Origin of the sequence: Autumnicola tepida, from assembly GCF_031846485.1 — a bacterium.
In the GTDB taxonomy this organism is placed as follows: Bacteria; Bacteroidota; Bacteroidia; order Flavobacteriales; family Flavobacteriaceae; genus Autumnicola; species Autumnicola tepida.
Map to the genome: position 1 here is coordinate 169932 of NZ_JAVRHQ010000005.1, position 19242 is coordinate 189173.

The 19242-nt window shown below is 38.3% G+C and carries 17 protein-coding genes; all 17 read left to right on the forward strand.

What is annotated here, in order from left to right; translation table 11 throughout:
- Positions 1 to 14 precede the first annotated feature (14 nt).
- Positions 15 to 1361 (forward strand): exopolysaccharide biosynthesis polyprenyl glycosylphosphotransferase, encoded by a 1347-nt coding sequence (locus RM553_RS06595; protein WP_311534164.1) that lies wholly within the window; start codon positions 15 to 17, stop codon positions 1359 to 1361.
- Positions 1362 to 1432: 71 nt separating this feature from the next.
- The gene (locus RM553_RS06600; protein ID WP_311534165.1) at positions 1433 to 2197 is read left to right on the forward strand and encodes a polysaccharide biosynthesis/export family protein; all 765 of its coding nucleotides are present in this window, start codon (positions 1433 to 1435) and stop codon (positions 2195 to 2197) included.
- Positions 2198 to 2204: 7 nt separating this feature from the next.
- Positions 2205 to 4556, forward strand: a complete 2352-nt coding sequence (locus RM553_RS06605; RefSeq protein WP_311534166.1) for a GumC family protein — start codon at positions 2205 to 2207, stop codon at positions 4554 to 4556.
- Positions 4557 to 4598: 42 nt separating this feature from the next.
- Positions 4599 to 5885, forward strand: coding sequence for a lipopolysaccharide biosynthesis protein (locus tag RM553_RS06610; protein ID WP_311534167.1), 1287 nt, complete (start codon positions 4599 to 4601; stop codon positions 5883 to 5885).
- 32 nt (positions 5886 to 5917) lie between these two features.
- The gene (locus RM553_RS06615; RefSeq protein WP_311534168.1) at positions 5918 to 6829 is read left to right on the forward strand and encodes a glycosyltransferase family 2 protein; all 912 of its coding nucleotides are present in this window, start codon (positions 5918 to 5920) and stop codon (positions 6827 to 6829) included.
- Complete coding sequence (locus RM553_RS06620) at positions 6830 to 7981, forward strand: hypothetical protein (protein ID WP_311534169.1); 1152 nt, start codon at positions 6830 to 6832, stop codon at positions 7979 to 7981.
- 16 nt (positions 7982 to 7997) lie between these two features.
- Positions 7998 to 8933: an NAD-dependent epimerase/dehydratase family protein gene (locus RM553_RS06625; protein ID WP_311534170.1), complete on the forward strand. Its 936-nt coding sequence runs from the start codon at positions 7998 to 8000 to the stop codon at positions 8931 to 8933.
- A gap of 33 nt (positions 8934 to 8966) precedes the next feature.
- On the forward strand, positions 8967 to 9836 hold the full coding sequence (locus RM553_RS06630; protein WP_311534171.1) for a hypothetical protein: 870 nt from the start codon (positions 8967 to 8969) through the stop codon (positions 9834 to 9836).
- 54 nt (positions 9837 to 9890) lie between these two features.
- The gene (locus RM553_RS06635) at positions 9891 to 11015 is read left to right on the forward strand and encodes a glycosyltransferase family 4 protein (protein WP_311534172.1); all 1125 of its coding nucleotides are present in this window, start codon (positions 9891 to 9893) and stop codon (positions 11013 to 11015) included.
- A 22-nt stretch (positions 11016 to 11037) separates the two neighbouring features.
- Complete coding sequence (locus tag RM553_RS06640; RefSeq protein WP_311534173.1) at positions 11038 to 12282, forward strand: glycosyltransferase family 4 protein; 1245 nt, start codon at positions 11038 to 11040, stop codon at positions 12280 to 12282.
- A gap of 14 nt (positions 12283 to 12296) precedes the next feature.
- On the forward strand, positions 12297 to 13712 hold the full coding sequence (locus RM553_RS06645; RefSeq protein ID WP_311534174.1) for a hypothetical protein: 1416 nt from the start codon (positions 12297 to 12299) through the stop codon (positions 13710 to 13712).
- An 11-nt stretch (positions 13713 to 13723) separates the two neighbouring features.
- Positions 13724 to 14899 carry a glycosyltransferase family 4 protein gene (locus tag RM553_RS06650; RefSeq protein WP_311534175.1) on the forward strand — a complete coding sequence of 392 codons (1176 nt, stop codon included), beginning with the start codon at positions 13724 to 13726 and terminating at the stop codon, positions 14897 to 14899.
- Positions 14896 to 16122, forward strand: a complete 1227-nt coding sequence (locus RM553_RS06655; protein WP_311534176.1) for a glycosyltransferase — start codon at positions 14896 to 14898, stop codon at positions 16120 to 16122. Before RM553_RS06650 ends, RM553_RS06655 begins: the two co-directional genes overlap by 4 nt.
- A 61-nt stretch (positions 16123 to 16183) precedes the next feature.
- Complete coding sequence (locus tag RM553_RS06660) at positions 16184 to 17113, forward strand: hypothetical protein (RefSeq protein ID WP_311534177.1); 930 nt, start codon at positions 16184 to 16186, stop codon at positions 17111 to 17113.
- 2 nt (positions 17114 to 17115) lie between these two features.
- Positions 17116 to 17700 carry a DapH/DapD/GlmU-related protein gene (locus RM553_RS06665; protein WP_311534178.1) on the forward strand — a complete coding sequence of 195 codons (585 nt, stop codon included), beginning with the start codon at positions 17116 to 17118 and terminating at the stop codon, positions 17698 to 17700.
- 9 nt (positions 17701 to 17709) lie between these two features.
- Entirely contained in the window at positions 17710 to 18570 is an 861-nt protein-coding gene (locus tag RM553_RS06670) for a glycosyltransferase family 2 protein (protein WP_311534179.1), read from the forward strand.
- Positions 18571 to 18606: 36 nt separating this feature from the next.
- On the forward strand, positions 18607 to 19209 hold the full coding sequence (locus RM553_RS06675) for an HAD family hydrolase (protein ID WP_311534180.1): 603 nt from the start codon (positions 18607 to 18609) through the stop codon (positions 19207 to 19209).
- The last annotated feature ends 33 nt before the right edge of the window (positions 19210 to 19242 follow it).

Here is a 19242-nt window from a genome sequence, read left to right on the forward strand (position 1 = left end):
TAAGTTTCTTAAAAATGCAGAAGTCAGTTTTTATTATACCGATTTCCATTGTTATCCATTTGCTGATAATCAATGGCTGCCTCTTTTTGCTTATTCCGGAAATATATTTGAATTTAAATTACATTTTATACTACAATTTCTCCTGGCTCCTGATTACTTATAGCCTGGATTTTTATCCCACCGGCAGAAAAGAGCGGTTTATGACCAACTTTCCAAAACTGCTCCAGCTATATATGGTTTATGGCCTAGCTTATTTTGCGCTTTTGGGAGCCATGCAGCAAGAGTTTTATTCTTTTAATTATCATATTTCTGTATACTTCATCATTTGTCTTTTGCTTTTCCTCTACCGCTGGATGTTTTATTGGATGAGAAGCAGGTACCGGCTGGAAGGCGGTAATTTTAGAAATGTAATGGTGGTAGGGAGAGATAAAAATCTGAAAAAGATAAGAAAGGTTTTTGATGAACCGGATCTTGGCTATCGATATATGGGATATTTTGATAATAGTCCGTCAACAAGCCCTACTTATCTTGGAGCAATAGAAAATTGTTTTCAGTATGCATTAAATAACCAGGTGGATGAAATTTATTGTATGGTATCTAAACTTAGCCAGGACGAATTGAGAAACCTTATCACTTTTGCTGATAACAATTTAAAGAAGCTAAAGATCATTCCTGATAATAAAGAGATTTTTACAAGGGCGATGTCTATAGAGCTGTATGATAATGTGCCGGTTCTAAATATGAGAAGGACTCCTATTGAAGGGCAATATGCGCGAACTGTAAAAAGAGCGTTTGATGTGGTTTTCTCTTCATTGGTTATCCTGTTTCTGTTATCCTGGATAACTCCAATTTTATATATCCTTATAAAATTGGAATCACCCGGCCCTTTATATTTTAAACAACAGCGCAATGGCGTGAATTGTAAGGTGTTTTGGTGCCATAAGTTTAGATCTATGACTGTTAGTAGTGATGCTCATACCACTATGGCTACCAAAAATGATGCACGGGTAACAAAAATTGGAAAGTTTCTACGGAAAACCAGTATAGATGAACTTCCTCAGTTTATAGATGTATTTCTTGGGCATATGAGCGTTGTGGGCCCCAGGCCCCATATGCAAAGGCATACAACAGAATATGGTTCTTCTGTAGATAAATATCTAGTAAGGCATTTTGCCAAACCGGGAATTACCGGCCTCGCCCAGGTTAAAGGATACAGAGGAGAAATTATTCAAAAAGCCGATATTGTAAATCGGGTAAGGCTGGATATATTTTATCTTGAAAAATGGTCACTCTTACTGGATTTAAGCATTATTTATCAAACCATTTTAAATGCAGTAAAAGGAGAGGAGAAAGCCTACTAAAACGCTCATTTCTTTTCATTAAAATTTTCTCTACAACTAACAATCAATAAAAACCGAATCTAATTTTTAATATGAATTCAAAAAAACTTTTTTTCCTGATATTACCATTTGTTTTTTCCTGTTCAGGCCCCAGAAATCTTACTTATTTTAGTGATTTTTCAGACAAGGAAGTGGTAACTGTTGAAGACGTTTCTTCAATAATCAAAGAGCCTGTTATACAGCCCAATGATATTTTAAATATACAGGTAACGAGCCTAAACCCTGAAGCAAATATTCCTTTCAATAGAAATTCCCCAGGTGATGTTGGGAACGCATCAGCATCTGTTACGGATGGTTATCTGGTAGATAATAATGGCTATATAGATTTTCCAGTAGTAGGAGCAATCGAAGTTGCAGGCCTTACAAAGTCAGCAGTTAAAGATAAACTTACTAATCTTCTTTCGAAGTATCTGGGGGATCCTATAATTTCCGTCAGATATGCTAATTACAGGATTACAGTAATTGGGGAAGTCAACAACCCATCAACTTTTATAATCCCTTCAGAAAGAATAAGCATTATAGAAGCATTAGGAATGGCAGGAGATTTAACCGTTTATGGAAAGAGAGATAATGTTTTACTAATTAAAGAATCAGAAGGAGTTAGGCAGGCCGTGAGGCTAAATTTGAACAAAAAAGAAGTTCTTAATTCGCCTTATTATTATTTAGGGCCTAATGATGTAGTTTATGTTGAGCCAGTAAAATCTAAAAAAGAGGAGGCTAGTTTAACCAGGAGTAATATTTCTCTAATATTATCTCTTATCTCTGTAGGTTCCCTAATTCTACTTAATTTAAATTAATAATATTATGAATCGAGCTAGTATGGCAGGGAAAACTGAAGGAAAAAATATCCGCACTGTAGTTTCCGGATATTTAAAGTATTGGTATCTGTTTTTAATAGGTTTATGTATTTGTATAGGTTTGGCTTTCTGGTATCTAAGATACAAGGCAGTGCCAGAGTACCAAATTAGCAGTACCATTCTAATTAAAGACAAAGATAAAGGAGAAGGCGCATCAGGAGGTGGAGAATCTTTTGGAGATTTGGGGCTTATAAAACCATCCAGGAATATAGAAGATGAAATTGGTATTTTGCGTTCTGCAGGATTAATGGAAAAAGTAATTAAGCAAATGGACCTGCAGGTAAAATATTACGTAGAGGGAAAATTTGATGGTGTTGAAGTCTATTCCGGCAATCTTCCAATACGCATTAATAGGGCTGATTCTTCTTATCTGTTGCCTCAAACTTTCCTTAGCGTACAAATAAAAGATAATAATAGTTTTGTGCTAGCCGAAATAAATGATGGAGAGCATGGAACATCTTCTGTCTATCAGTTTGGCGAGCTTATTCAAAAACCATACGGTACTTTTACTGTTAACCGTAATGAAGAAGTCCCTGTTGCATCTGTTAAAGATAATATTTATGTGACATTTAATAGTGTGGAAGGTCTTGCTGATTATTACACAGGTAATCTTTCAGTAGAACCTGTAAATGACACAGGAAGTCTTTTGTTTTTAAGTTTAACCGATCCTTTTCCTCAAAGAGGAAAACTTATTATGGAAAATTTAATTAAGGCCTATACAGAAAAGTCCATTTTTTACCATAATGAACTTGCTCACAATACTATAAATATGATAGATGAGCGGCTGGCCATGCTTACAGAAGAACTTACTAGTGTGGAGAAAAATGTGGAAAATTATAAGCAGAGAAATGAACTCACTAATGTGAGCTCAGATGCTGAGCTTTATTTACAGCGGGCAAGCCAATCAAATCAGCAACTGGCAGATTATCAAACCCAAATAGATGTTTTAAATTCTATTGAAACTTATCTTGCGCAACAAGGCGATAATGCTCCCACAGTCCCAAGTACACTTAATATTGAAGATCCAACGCTTGTAAATCTCATTTCGAGATTAAATGAACTTCAATTAAGAAGAAGAAGTTTACTGCGTACTACACCAAAAGACAATCCTCTGGTTGTGGAAATAGACCAGCAAATTAAAGATTTGAGAGCCAGTACCCTCGAGAATCTTAGAAACATTAAAGATGGATTAGTAATTGCCCAGCGTAATGTAAGGCAGAATTTACAGCAATATGAGTCCCAGGTGAGAAAAGTTCCGGCTGCAGAAAGGCAACTTTTAGCTATTAACAGAGAACAGGGAACCAAACAGGAGCTTTATCTTTATCTTTTACAAAAACGTGAGGAAGAAGCCTTGTCTTTAGCAGCTCCTATTTCCAATACAAGAATAGTTGATGCTCCAAGGGCCGGAAGTTACCCGGTTAGCCCAAACAAAACTTCTATTTATCTGGGAGCTCTCATTTTTGGACTTTTTCTTCCCTTTTCGATAGTTTACGCTAAAGAAAAAATAAATGATAAAGTTCAGGATCGCTCAGAAATAGAAGAGTACACTAATGTTCCTATTCTAGGAGAAATCGCAAATAATAGAGAGAAGGAAATTTTGGTTGCCAAAAAAGAGAATAACACCCCAGTAGCGGAGCTCTTTCGTCTCATCAGGTTTAACCTAAAATTTATCTCTGCAGGTAAAAAAAATAAGACAATTCTTGTGACTTCAGGGAAACAGGGAGAAGGGAAAACATTTTTCAGCATAAACCTGGGAAGTAGTCTTGCCAGCTCAGGCAAAAAGGTTATTGTATTGAGTTTTGACCTCAGGGCCCCCAAGTTAATGAATGATGTAGGTCTTTCTGATGACTTTGGTATCACTGATTTTCTGGTAGATAATGAACTGCAGATAGAAGATATTATAATTCCTTCACCCGAAATAGAGGGATTATATTATATAGGTTCAGGAGCTATTCCGCCTAATGCCGGGGAATTAATGTTGAGTCCAAAAATAGAATTTTTAATAAAAGAACTTGAGCAAAGCTTTGATTTTGTTATAATAGATTCGGCTCCAATAGGAAAAGTGGCCGATGCATATGCTTTAGCTCCCTATGTTGATTCAAGTGTGTATGTAATAAGGCATGACTATACTAAGAAATCTGAACTTAGGATAATTGAAGATATTTATCAGAAAAATAAATTAACACGTCCTATGGTTGTTCTTAATGGTACAAAAACCAAAGAAGCCTATGCATATGGCTATGGTTATGGCCAAAAAAAAGCAATGGATCGTCGGCCGGCCGCAGCCTTTCAAAAATAGTTTCTGAAAACCATTCAAAATGATGATAGAATTAATAATAGATTGAGAGTTACATTAGAGCAAATAAGTCCATACTTTACAAAGTCGGCACTTAAACCAATAGGGCAGGTCTTAGGTTCCCAAATGATAGGCAAAGCCATGGGTTTTGCTATAAGTATACTCCTGGTGCGGGAACTTTCCAAAGAAGATTATGCCGTTTATACCGTTTTGTTGACCATACAAGGGATGCTTCTGCCCTTATCCAATTCGGCAATATTTATTGGTTTTAAGAAAATTGGAGGAGAGATTTGGAATGATACTCTTAAAATGTCGAGCCTTATTAGAACTGCCAAACATATTGCTCCTGTAATTATTGGCTTAGCGTTTTTACTGGTAGGCGGATATGCCGCATATATTTTGTATAAGCAAGAGGTAGAGATAAGCCGAATAATCTGGTTTCTGTTGTGCCTGCTCCTCATTGTAATACCTGAAGTACAAACCGCCTTTCTCCGGACGGCGATGTTGTTGAAAAAAGAAGTTGCTTTAGTTCAAATTTCTGAACTTGTAGCACATGTGGTGAGGTTTATTGGTATAGCTGGAATTTTACTTTTTCTAAATCTGGATTATGTAATAGCAGTAATTTTCCTAATTACCAGTTTAAGTGCCTGGTCTTCCTATCTCTATGTGAAAAGGAAAAGTAAAGGTTTGGGGTTTGCGGAAATTTCAGAAATAAATGCAGATTATAAAAAGACCCTTATATATTACATCAAACTAAACTGGCATAATTCAGCCTTTTTTGCTTTTAAAGGACAAATTTCCATCTTTTTGCTGGGAGTTTTTGGCACAACAGAATCTCTTGCTGAAATAGGTGCCCTGGCAAGATTTTCATTAATTTTTACCATTATATCGGCACTGTTTCGTAGTATTTATGCCCCCGCGTTTGCACGTAATAATAATGGAAACAGGTTAAGAAATATGTATACAGGGACTATTTTAGCTTCTCTTGTTATATGCGGAATAGTTCTTTTGGCAGTTGCTTTATTTCCTGAATTTTTCCTTTGGATTCTAGGTGCCGGTTATCAGAATTTGTCTTATGAACTTCTGTTAATGATTATAGGAGGTTCAATAGGATTTTTAATTGGTATTGTTCATAACGTGAATCTTAATAAGGGATGGATAAAATTTACTCCCTTACTGGAAATACCAACAGATATTGGAGGAATTTTGTTGGGTGTTTTCCTATTCGATATAACCACCTTAACCGGGGTTTTATACATGGGTATACTTTCAGGCTCTATAAACCTTCTATTATATTTATCCAACAGCATTGCAGGACTTCGGGAAGCGTAAGAAATATCTAAATTAACAGTAATATAAGACTTATGAAAGTAACTGTTTGTATCCCTACCTACAACCGGCCTGATCTTTTAAAAGAAGCGATGGATTCCTGTTTTAACCAAACATTTTTACCTTTCGAAATTTTAATAGGCGATGATTCCACAAATAACGAAACAAGAGAGCTGGTGGAAACTTACAAGAATGCATCAGAAATCAAAATAGGATACTTCAAGAATGAACCTTCACTGGGACAGGCTGCAAACGTCAATGGATTGTTTAAAAATGCCAGCGGAGAAAAAGTCGTTTTACTGCACGATGATGATCTATTAATGGAAACAGCCCTGGAGGAGATGATTAAATGTTTCCAGTCTGATGATACTATACAGGCAGTGTATGGCAAACAGTACATAATTGATGAAAAGGGTGCTGTTGATGAGAAGCATTCCGAAGATTTGAATGCCTACTACTTTAGAACTTCCCATTACAGTATAAATCAACTTTCACCTTTGGAAGCCGGGATGGTGCAACAATTCCCTAATGATTGTTATATGGTGGACAGAACTGTAATTGAGAAAATAAACTATCGTAGTAAAAATGAAATTGGGCATGCAGGGGATTTTGATTTTGGTTTTCGCTTAGGTGTCCATGGTTTTAAACTACACTTTATTAACGAGTATACCGCGAAGTACAGGATCACTGAGTCCTCTGTTGCCCGTAACGGAACAGATTCAGGATATCAGGCTTTTAAAATTATACAACAAGCTGGTATAACTACAAATAGTAGAAAAACAGATCCTGTTAATGTTATTCTGAAGCGAAAAGCTCCTGTTGCTATACTGCAGGCCATTAAGAAGGGAAAAAGAAAGGAAGCACTAAGCATATACTTTAGTAAGTGGCACAGGAGCCAGATCCTTAGCTTAGGTGGGATGAGGAGACTATTGAATATCATAAAATAAATGAGGTTACTATTCATATGTCCTGGTATGGAGCCAGGTAAAGATGGGGTTGGCGATTATGTTTCCCGACTTGCATTCAATCTTTCTAAGGAAGGCTTTACTTCAGGTGTCATTGCTTTAAATGATCGATTCGTTCCGGAAATAAAAATAGAAGAAAGAACAGATGATAACATTAAATATTACGTTTTACGCATTCCTTCAGGTTGTAACAGCGGGCAAAAGATAAGTACAGCAGAGGAGTGGATTAATTCTTTCTCACCAGAATGGGTGAGTTTGCAATATGTTGGATTTGGTTTTAATAAATATGGTTTGCCGCTGGAATTACTTAACCTTAGAAAAACTTTAGGAAATTATCATTTCCATTTAATGTTTCATGAACTTTGGTGTGGGGCAGCGAAAGAGTCTAAAATAAAGGAGAGGATCTTAGGAAGTCTTCAGAAAATTTTTATAAGGAAACTGTCCGCTACCTTAAATCCCCGGGAGGTATTTACGAACACCCAAACCTCCTTACAAAATTTAAGGAAGATTGGTGTACAGTCAAAATTGACTCCCGTTTTTAGTAATATCCCTACAGACAAAAGAGGTTCAGATGAGCAATGGAATAGAATTTTAGAAGATAAATGTCTTCGTCAGGTTACAGATAAAAAAGAGGATTGGCTCATACTGGGATTTTTTGGTACAGTTTACCGTTATATGGATATTGAGGGTTTACTTATTTCGGCAACGAAAGCTGCAACAGGATTGGGGAAACAAATTGGGATTCTTTCTATTGGTCATGGACGGGGGCAGGAAATTGGCAAAATGGCGAAAAATATTAATGCTGCTTACTGGCAAACCGGAGCGCTGGATGCTTCCCTTATCAACCGTGCTATGGCTTTAGTTAATTTGGGAGTAGTAACTACAAGAATAGATGGACTTGACAAAAGCGGCTCTGCTATTGCCTGGCTGGAAAGAGGAATTCCTGTAGTAATTTCTTCTGAAGATTCCATGTACAAAAAGGAAATGGAAGCAAAAGGAGTTTTCCAGATATTTGACAAGGAGGATATCTATAAAAGCCTTAGTGCCTCGGGAAATTTTAAAAACGAGAACAGATTTGAAGAAGCTAAAAAGGCTTACATCAGCCTCGCCAAATTACCCTATCCAATAACCTAATATCAGAATTAATTATATGACCCGACCAAAAACTATACTTATTACAGGAGCTTCAGGATTCCTGGGAACCTGGTTATCACGAATGGCAGCCAAAGCAGGGCATAGGATTTTTGGGATAGATTTAAGAGCTCCTCTCCAGCCACAAATATGGGCAGGTTTTGCGACCACGTCCCTGGATTCAGTAGATTTGGATGCCTTATTGGAGAACAACAAAATAGATGCAGTTTGCCATTTGGCAGGAGGGGCATCGGTTGCTGCTTCTGTAAAGGATCCTTATGGAGATTTCTCCAGTTTGTTACCAGGTACCGCGCGGCTTGCCTCCTTTCTAAAAAAATCACAGCCACAGGCAAGGCTTTTTCTTTTTTCAAGCGCAGCCGTTTATGGCAATCCGGAAATCTTGCCTATTACTGAAGAAACACCAATAATGCCAATTTCTCCTTATGGTATCCATAAGGCAACGGCAGAAACCCTGTTAGCCCATTATGCACGCGTTTTTGAAGTGGGAATAACTATTTTCAGGATATTTTCGGTATATGGGCCTGAGCTTAGGAAACAACTTATATGGGATGTTAGCCAAAAAGCCCTCCTGGCTGAAGAAGAAGGAAAAAGGGAAATTACACTTTTTGGCACAGGCAAAGAAAGCCGGGACTTTATGTATGTTAAAGATGTTTGCCAGGCGGTGCTTAAGGTTATTTCTAAATCCAATCCTGAAGGAGTGGAAGTATATAATCTTGCATCGGGGGTGGAAAGTAGCATCAATGAAGTAGCTGAACTTCTAATCAAAAATTTAGGTGTGGAAGTACAGATTAAATTTGACGGCGAGGTTCCTAAAGGCGATCCGGCAAACTGGAAAGCAGATATTTCAAAATTAAAAAGCCTTGGCTTCACACCTGAATATAATCTGGATAAGGGGCTACACCAGGTAGCAACATGGGCCAAATCCATATACTAAGTTAGTAAAAGCTTTAAAATTTCTAACCATACCATGATTACAATCACCACTTTAGCTTGTCACAGAGATATAGAAATGGCTTTAATGTCATTAAAATCTTTTGTGCATAATTATAAGGATGAATATAAAATTCATGTTTATGAAGATGGCTCCCTGACTGCGGAGGATAAAGAAAAATTATTTGAGATTCCCGGAATTGAGATTAAGGATAAAAAAGAAGTGGATGCCCTGGCTGATGAAGCTTTAAGGTCTCACCCCTTCTGCCAAAAATGGAGAGGCCAAAATGCTTTTACAGTCAAGCTTTTTGACATGGCAGTAGTGGAAGATAATGATTATGTCTATTTTGATTCTGATGTTTTCTTCATTAAACCTTTTGTAGGCCTGGAGAGAGGCAAATATGGAAGGGAGGATCTTGTGCTTATGAGCGATAGGTTTGACTATTACTCCGTTAATTTCTTTGAAAGGTTTATACATCCAAGAATTAAGTTTCCTGATAAAATAAATGCGGGCTTTTACTATCTGCGGAATGGAGCGATAGACTTTGATCTTTTTGAATGGCTATTCAGCAAAGAAGAATATTTTCCTAAAGATAGGGAACCCTGGAGGGTTTCGTTGGCAGACCAAACTGCATGGGCCTTGCTGGGAGCAAATTGTAACGGGAAAATATGGAGGAAGGAGCAGGCAATTATCCCGGCTTCCATGGATGAAATTAAACCTGATACCATTGCTATACATCTTATAAAAAGGCTTGAAGGTTTTGAAGAGATTTATGCCCGGGTAAACGATTTAATTTATCAGGAAAGTCCCGGAATAATCACTATGGAAACCGAAAACCTTAAGTTTAGCAATCCGGTCTCTGCAGCCTTTGAAAAATTAAAGTTCAGGCTGACCGAGAATAAATAAGTGGCAAGAAAGGAATTTCGCCATTATCCAGATATAAAAAATTAAAATTTAAAGATGAAAATAATTGTAATGGGCAATAATGCGCTTATGGGGGGGCTTATTGTACACTATATCGTACTGTGCAGGTATCTTAGAAGAGCCGGCCACGAGCTTCTCCTTATCAATGTAAACGATAGCGGCGCATGTATTTTTGAAGATAATGAAGTTCCGGAAATTTCTGTGCCTTATATCACAGATTCACTTCCAAAGAAGCTGGGGAAATATTTTAAATTACGAAAGGCCTGTAAAAGAGCAAGATCATTTAATCCAGATATCTTTATAGCAACAGGTTATGGACATGGATACTCTATGGTTGCAGCTTCACTACCTGCTTCAACCTTTAAACTTTTTGAAGAGGTACATTTTGAAGCACACAATATTCCGCTAAAGCTAAAAATGGTAAAACTTTTTGATGCGATTGCACCGCAAACAGAAGGAATGATTGAAGTTTTTAAAAAAAATGTTTCTTCTGAAAAACCTGTGGCATGGCTACCATGTTTTTCCAAAGAATATAAATCAGATTATTTTGAAGCTATTCCTCCAGCTCGCAATACTATCCGCTTAGCATACTTTGGAAGACTGGAATGGAACAAAGGAATCAGGCAATTTGTTCAGGCTGGTGCTGAATTATTCAGGGATAAAGATTTGCTTCTTGATATTTACGGGAAAGGCTCTGAAGCAGAAGCTATAAAACAAGTCATAAAAAAGGAAGGCCTTGAAGAAAAGGTGTTTATGAAAGGCTTTTATGAAGATGAAGAATTTGCGGATATTATAAGTGCATCCCATGGAGTAGTGATTCCTTCTGTAGATACAGAGGGCTTACCATTGATTGTAATAGAAGCCATGCGGTATGGCCGCCCCATTTTATGTACTACCATTGGGGCTATGCCAGAGGTGGCAGAAATTAACAAGAACGGAATGATAGTATCTGAGAAAGAACCTGAAAAGCTGGTAGAAAGTTTAAAACTTTTTATTGAGCGTATAAAAGCTGAGTCTTTTTCTGCAGAAGAAATTCACCAGGTATATAAAAACCATTTCAGTAACAAGGCATTTTGGGAGATTTGGAAAGAAATGCTTAAAAGCCCAGAAGCTTATTTTACTGCCCGGCCAATCCGGCAGAAAGAGGAAGTATTGTACTAAAACAATAGACTTATTGCCATATATGAAAGTGATTATTTCCCATCCCACCAGTAACCAATTTAACCGGGCATTATTAAAAGGATTAATGGATGCCGGTATGTTATATGAATTTCATACAGCAATAGCTGCTTTTCCCGGTAGCTTCCTTGATAGAATGGGAACATTACGCCCTCTTTCAGATTTAAAAAGAAGAGGTTTTGAACCTGAATTAAGTGGCTTTACATATACCAGCCCATGGAAAGAAGCTGGCCGTATGGCCGCACAAAAGTTAGGAATGGATCGGTTGACCAAGCATGAGGATGGTGTATTTTGTGTAGATGCCGTATACACGAATCAGGACCGCAAAGTGGCTTCAAGGCTAAAACCTGCAAAAAACAATGGAGCCAATGCCGTTTATGGTTATGAGGATGGCGCATGGTTTTCTTTTATGGAAGCAGAAAAGAACGGTATTTCCCGCTTTTATGATTTACCAATAGGATACTGGCGTACTGCAAAAAAACTGCTGAAAGCTGAAGAGGAGCGTTGGCCGGAATGGTCTTCCACCTTAACGGGCATGAAAGATTCTGAAGCTAAATTACAGCGTAAGGATGAGGAATTAAAAATGGCAGACCGTATTTTTGTTGCAAGTACCTTTACCGCAAGGAGTTTGGCGGATTTCCCGGGGCAGTTGGCTCCTGTCGAGATTATCCCCTATGGATTTCCACCAGCTGTGGAGAAAAGAGCATATAATGATCTTAAAACGAATAGGAAGCTGAAGCTGCTTTTTGTGGGAGGGCTTTCGCAACGGAAAGGAATAGCCGATGTTTTTGCAGCTGTTAAAGGGCTGGAGGCCAATGTTTCCTTAACAATAGTGGGCCACAAAGCTTCTAACAATTGTAAGCCTCTGGATAAAGCCTTATCAGAACATAACTGGATTCCCACACTACCTCATGCAGAAGTTCTTAAATTAATGCGGGAACATGATGTACTGCTTTTTCCATCTCTTTTTGAAGGCTTTGGAATGGTAATTACTGAGGCTATGTCCCAGGGTACCCCGGTGATAACCACAGATCGTACTGCCGGCCCAGATCTTATTACTCATAATGAAAATGGATGGCTGGTAAAAGCAGCTTCTACTGAGGCTTTGCGGAATGAAATTGAAAAACTTATCGCAAATCCTGAACAAATTTCAAGAGTGGGAAAAGCAGCTATAGAAACCGCAAGATTGCGGCCATGGAGTGTTTATGGAGAGGAATTAGCAGAAGCAATCAAGAATCATAAGATTTAACCTGCATGGAAGAAATGACCTATACATCCGAAAAATCTACAATTAGTATCCAGGGGCATCAGCAGGAGACCAGCACATTTATTGGCGGCACCGATGACAGTGTTTCGATAAATGCCGATAAAAACAAGTATCTCAAAGCCGGGATATGGTGTTATTTTCTTCTGTTAATCTTTGAAGGAGCATTGAGAAAATGGGGTATACCAGCGTTGTCAGCTCCATTATTGGTGGTTAGGGATCCCATCGCGATCTGGATCCTGTTTTTAGCCTGGAAAAAAGATATCGTTCCTTTTAATATCTATGCTGCAGCAATGGTTGCCCTTGCAATAATTGGAATTTCAACTACTCTTATTTTTGGCCATGGCAATCTGTTTGTTAGTCTTTTTGGAGCACGTATCCTAATTCTGCATTTTCCCCTCATGTTTGTGATTGGAAGTGTTTTCAATAAAGATGATGTAATAAAAATAGGAAAAGTTCTTTTATGGCTTTCCATTCCACTGGTAATATTAACGGCATTGCAATTCTATAGTCCTCAATCGGCATGGGTAAACAGGGGTATTGGTGGGGACACAGAAGGTTCTGGTTTTAGTGGCGCTATGGGTTTTTTTCGGCCATCAGGAACCTTTTCTTTTACTACCGGGAACTCCATGTTTTTTAGCCTGGTTGGCTGCTTTGTTCTTTACTTCTGGGTTAGCAGGCATAATATAGATAAGCTTTTACTGTTTGCTTCCACTATGGCGGTACTTGCTTCTATTCCTCTATCCATTAGCCGGAGTCTTTTTTTCTCGATTGTAGTTGCAGCCATTTTTACCGGGATAGCTATTTCTCAGAAGCCTCAGTATTTCTCAAGAATGTTAATTGCCGGAGTTTGCATGGTCGTATTACTTGCCGCACTAAGCCAAACTTCTTTCTTTCAAACCGCTATGGAAGCTTTTATTGCCCGTTTTGAAGATGCCAGTAGCATTGAAGGCGGAGTAGCAAGTTCCTTGATAGAAAGATATTTTGGAGGGATGATATCCGCAGTAATCAATAGTAATAACCTGCCATTTTTTGGATATGGATTAGGAATGGGGACAAATGCAGGCAGCGCTTTGTTAACGGGGGAGCGCTCCTTTCTTATAGCTGAAGGAGAATGGGCGCGTCTCATAGGTGAAATGGGATTTGTAATAGGTATCCTGGTGATTCTTGTAAGGCTGGCATTTTGTTTTGAGATTAGCCTTAGAAGTTATCGCAGCTTAAAATATGACAACCTGTTACCATGGATTTTGCTAAGTTTTGCTTTAATAACCATTCCGCAGGGGCAATGGGCACAACCCACTTCGCTTGGATTTAGTACTTTAATAGGAGGCTTGGTTCTGGGTGCTTTAAACAGTAAGGAAAAGGAAGAAGAAATAGAAGAGCAAATATTTTTAGAAAGCCCGGAGCATCATTGAAAAGGAACCACATGAAAATCGTTTTTTTTGCTCACCCCACATTTCTTAATCACCAGAGCATGCCCCGCTTTGCCAAAATGTTGGCAGAAGGTATGGAAGCCAGGCATCATGAGGTTGAAATATGGTCTCCGCAGGAATATTTCCATAAAATTCCATTAAAAGAGAACATTAAAAAATGGATGGGTTATATTGATCAATATCTGATTTTTCCTGTACAGGTTCGTAGAAAAAAAAGAGCATTACCACGGGAAACTTTATTTGTCTTCACAGACCATGCGTTAGGGCCATGGGTAAAATTGGTTGCAGATAAACCTCATGTGGTACATTGCCACGATTTTTTAGCTCAACGTTCTGCACTAAATGAAATTAAGGAAAACAGAACATCCTGGACCGGCAGGCAATACCAGGCACTTATTAGAAAAGGTTATTCCACAGGGAAAAACTTTATTTCAGTTTCAGAGAAAACAAAGCAGGATCTGGACAAATTCATTAAAGTTAACCCCAAACGGTCAGAAGTGGTTTACAATGGATTAAATCAACAATTCTCTCCTCAGGATGCAGATAATGCCCGCAAATTAATGAGTAAAAAATTGAAGTTTCAGTTAGATGATGGTTATATCTTACATGTAGGGGGGAACCAATGGTACAAGAACAGAGTTGGAGTAATTGAAATTTATAATGCCTGGCGAGAAACTTTCGGGGCCGCTTTGCCATTGCTCCTGGTTGGGCAGGCACCGTCATCAGAGCTTGAAAAAGTCTTTGAAGCTTCTCCCTTTAAAAATGATATCCACTTTATTAAAAATGCCCCCGATGATGTGGTGAAGCTTGCCTATTGCGGAGCCAGTGTATTTCTTTTTCCTTCTCTCGCAGAAGGTTTTGGGTGGCCTATTGCTGAAGCGATGGCATCTGGCTGCCCAGTTATAACCACCAGTGAGGCTCCTATGACGGAAGTGGCAGGCAAGGCCGCTTTCTATATACCCAGGCGTCCAACAGAAGGAGATAAGGTTAAAGAATGGGCCTTTAAAGCAGCAGCAGTGTTGCAGCGGTTATTGGCATTGCAGCCGGCAGATCGAAAAAAGATGATCAAAAAAGGGGTTGATAATGCAAAACGTTTCGATAAAGGCATTGCACTGGACAATATTGAGCAAATTTATACTGAAATCCTGGATAGCTATAAAAAATTATGAAAATTCTGCACGTTATAGAAGGAATGGATCCTCAGCTTGGTGGAGTATGCAAAGCGGTACGAACCATTGTAAAAGGGCTTTCCGGGGAAGAAGTTAAAAATGAAGTCTTGAGCCTTGATGATCCGGAAGCGGCATTTTTAAAAGAAGATAACTTTCCTGTCTATGCACTGGGGCCAGCCAAATCTCCATGGAGCTATAGTAAAGGGCTTGTGCCATGGCTGCAAAAGAACCTGGAGGATTATGATTTTGTTATTATTCATGGCCTGTGGTTATATAATTCCTACGCCACTTATAAAGCCTTTAAAAATCTTAAAGAGCAAAAAAGATCAGGATTAAAAAATCAAAAATGCCCTCGGCTTTACATCATGCCTCATGGAATGTTGGATCCCTATTTCCAGAAAGTGAGTACCAGGAAAATAAAAGCAGTTCGAAATACCTTGTACTGGAAATTTATTGAATCTAAAGTTATTAATGCGGCAGATGGAATTTTATTTACCTGTGAGGAGGAGCGGCGTTTGGCTCATGAACCTTTCCATCCCTATAAACCAGGGAAAGAAATTGTAGTTGGGCTGGGAACTGAAGCCCCTCCCGCTTATGAGTTGTCCATGACACATGCTTTTGGTAAAAAATGTGACCTGGAAGGGAGAACTTACATTCTCTTCCTGAGCAGGATCCACGAGAAAAAGGGAGTAGAAAACCTTATAAAAGCTTATGAATTCCTAGTAAAGAAAAACCAGGCTGACTTACCCGCTTTGGTAATAGCAGGGCCAGGTAAAGAATCTTCCTATGGAAGGAAAGTAACAGAGATGGTAGAAAAAAATCAAATGCTACGTGAGTTGGTATTTTTTCCAGGAATGTTGACTGCCAAGGATAAATGGGGGGCTTTTTATGGCTGTGAAGCTTTTATTTTGCCCAGTGAACAGGAGAATTTTGGTATTGCAATAGTAGAAGCCCTCGCCTGTGCAAAAGCTGTACTTATATCAGACCAGGTAAATATCTGGAGGGAAATTGAGGAGGCTTCTGCAGGTATGGTGGCACCGGCTTCTCTTTCGGGAACTATAAAATTGTTAGAAAACTGGTTCGGCTTATCAGATCCGCAAAAAGCGAAAATAGGTTTGAATGCTGCCGAATGCTATAAAAACCAATATGCGATGGATTCTTTTGTAAATCAATGGAAGGAGTCCTTTCTTTTTAAAGAAGCACCTTCATTATTAGCATATTAAATTTTGATTTTTTTGAAGCGGAATTTTCCTCTCTTTTTAAGCTGCCTTGAATTTTATTAATATGAACAAAGAAAATCCATTAATTACATTATACGGTTCTAATTATATAGATAATGACTGGACCATCCCCTGCATGAAGAGTTGGGGAAATATCCAGAATATTTCTTCTTCACAATTTTATGTGTTGCCGGATAATACCTTGAGCAGCAGAGAGGAGGTTGTTTTTTCTTCAATGAATTTCCAGGTGCTAAATTCTAATTCTGTTGTTGAAGATTTTCTTACTGACTATCCTTGTTTAAAGGAAATAAGGATAAAAGATAGTACCTGGAGGAAAGTTATTGATGCGGCCATTTTGTTTCCGAAGGTGGAGAAGATTACCATTATAGATACAGATGTATATATAAAGGACAAGGTTATACTTCCAATGAATGGTTTTGATATTGCTTATATGAGAGAAGATGTACCGGCGTACAGGGGAAAATGGAATATAGCATGGAATGAGAAAATGGTGCCCGCCCTTAACGCAGGACTTATAACGGTTAATCCCAAAGTGATCGATTTTGCATATCTGGAAGAAATCGTTTCCAAATATTTTAAAACATGTAAAGATTATTGGTGGTCTGAGCAATCTGCCTGGTCATGTCTTGCGGGTAAAAGTAAGCGAAGGGTCCTTTTCAACGGTAATCAGGTAAAAGTTACTTCTGGTATGCGTAAAAGATCTGTTGTGGAAATACAGCGTAACGGGTATAAGTACTTCGGCAAAAAAGGAATGATTAATTCCTTTGAAGAATTTCGACACCTGTTAAAGGGAGGTTCAATTTTTCATTTTGCAGGTCCTGGAAAATATATGTTTAAAAACAGCCTTTCAGAATTTAATAAGACCGGGCAGTCAGAGCTTGTACAGATAAATACTGAAGAAGAAGATACTCTTAATTTAATGGACAAATTTTTCATTTCGATGAGGTTGTATTTTAAAGAAAATTTTAGTTGATCATGGAAAAGGCAGTTTTAAATTTTTCAGCAAATACTAACGAAGATACTTTTACGGGGCCATCCTTCAGCTTTCAAAACAGATTAAAACGGTTTATATGGAACTTAGTATGTTTTTTTCTGTTCAGGTTCACTCCAAATCCTTTTCATGCATGGAGGGCCTTTTTACTACGTTTATTTGGTGCGAAACTGGGTAAAAATGTACATGTTTATCCCGGGGTTAAGATCTGGGCTCCGTGGAACCTGGAGCTTGGGGATGAATGCGGAATAGCCAATGGGGTAACCTTATATTCCCAGGGAAAAATTGTGATAGGAAAGCGCGCCGTAATTTCCCAGGGAGCCCATCTCGTTGCAGGCACACATGATTATACAAAACCAGGTTTTCCATTGTTTACAAGGCCAGTAAAAATTGGCGCACATACATGGATTGCTGCTGAAGCCTTTGTGCATCCCGGAGTTAACATAGGGGAGGGTAGTGTAATAGGCGCGCGTGCTGTGGTTTCCCGGGATATGCCACCATGGATGGTTTGTGCAGGCCACCCATGCGTTCCGGTGAAAGAAAGAAAACTGGAAGGAATAAATTTATAAGTGCAGGAAATGATTTCAATAGTGGTCCTTACCAAAAATGAAGAAAAAGATTTGCCCCGGTGCCTTAATTCTGTAAGCTGGTGCAAAGATATTCATGTTCTTGACTCCGGCAGTACCGACAGAACCGTAGATATTGCCATACAACACGGAGCAAAAATAAGTATCAATCCTTTTAAAAGCTTTGGAGAGCAAAGAAATTACGCCCTGGATAACCTGGAGCTTCATAACTGGATACTTTTTTTAGATGCAGATGAAGTAGTAACTAAAAAATTTAAGGCAGAATTAATTAAGGCTATACGGGATGCAGATGAAGATGTTGCGGGATACTACTGTTGCTGGAAAATGATGCTTTATGGAAAATGGCTGAAGCGCTGCGATAATTTTCCAAAATGGCAATTTCGGCTTATGCGTAAAGGGAAAGCCAGGTTTACCGATTTTGGACATGGGCAAAAAGAGGATAAAGTGCATGGCGAAATTAAATATATAAAGGAGCCATATCTTCACTATGGATTCTCAAAAGGCTGGTTTTACTGGATTGAGCGTCATAATAAATATTCTACGCAGGAAGCAGTAGCCAGGTCTGGGAAGCGCCCTCCTTTTAAAAAGATATTTACCAAAGATGCCAGTGTAAGAAATCCGGCATTAAAATCCTGGTTGAGCAGGATACCTGGTTGGCCTTTTTTGAGATTTTTCCAGGCCTACTTCTTAAATCTTGGTTTCACTGAAGGAACCCCGGGATTTATTTACTGTGCCAACATGGCTTATTACGAATTTCTAATTCAGATTAAAATGAAAGAGCTTAAGAGGGAGAAGCGAAAATTTGACAATTCAAGGGCTGTTTCTGCAAATATGACTTTTGAAAATACTTAGTTCTATTAAAGTTTTTAATTTAAAGCATCAGCACTTATGAAAATTAAGGAAAAGCCTATGTTAGATGTGGTTTCTGAAAATGCGGAAAAACATTATTATGATCTGGATGGTACCTTATCAACACTTAACAGCACATTTGATTTTGCGCATGGTTTTCTTCGATATAAAAAAAAATATGAGAGATTGTTTTTAGGACGTGCTATAGCCATTTTCCTTATTTACACAAAAAAATATCATCCCAGCAAATCAAGAAGGCTGCTCATAAATATTTATTTTAAAGGTCAGAAAAAAGCCGATCTGGAAAACTATTTTGAAAAAGTCTACTGCCCAAAATTTATGGATTCCCTGACTCCCCTTGGACACACTTTAATCGGGAATAGTAACTCTGCCGATGTGCTGCTCACCGGTTGCACCGAAGTGCCGGCAAGGCAAATAGCAGCATTATTTGGATTTAGAAAAATAATATGTACAGAATTTGTTTTTAAAAAGGAAAAGGTAAGAGGAATAAAAACAGATACCTACGGAAATTTTAAGGCGCAATTTATCATTAAGGAAAAGGAGAAAATGATCTATTACACAGATGATCTGGCCTCAGAAGAAGATCTTATTCCCTATATGGATAAGATTGTAGAAGTATAAATTTTAGGTTTACAGAATCCCTACAAACATAAA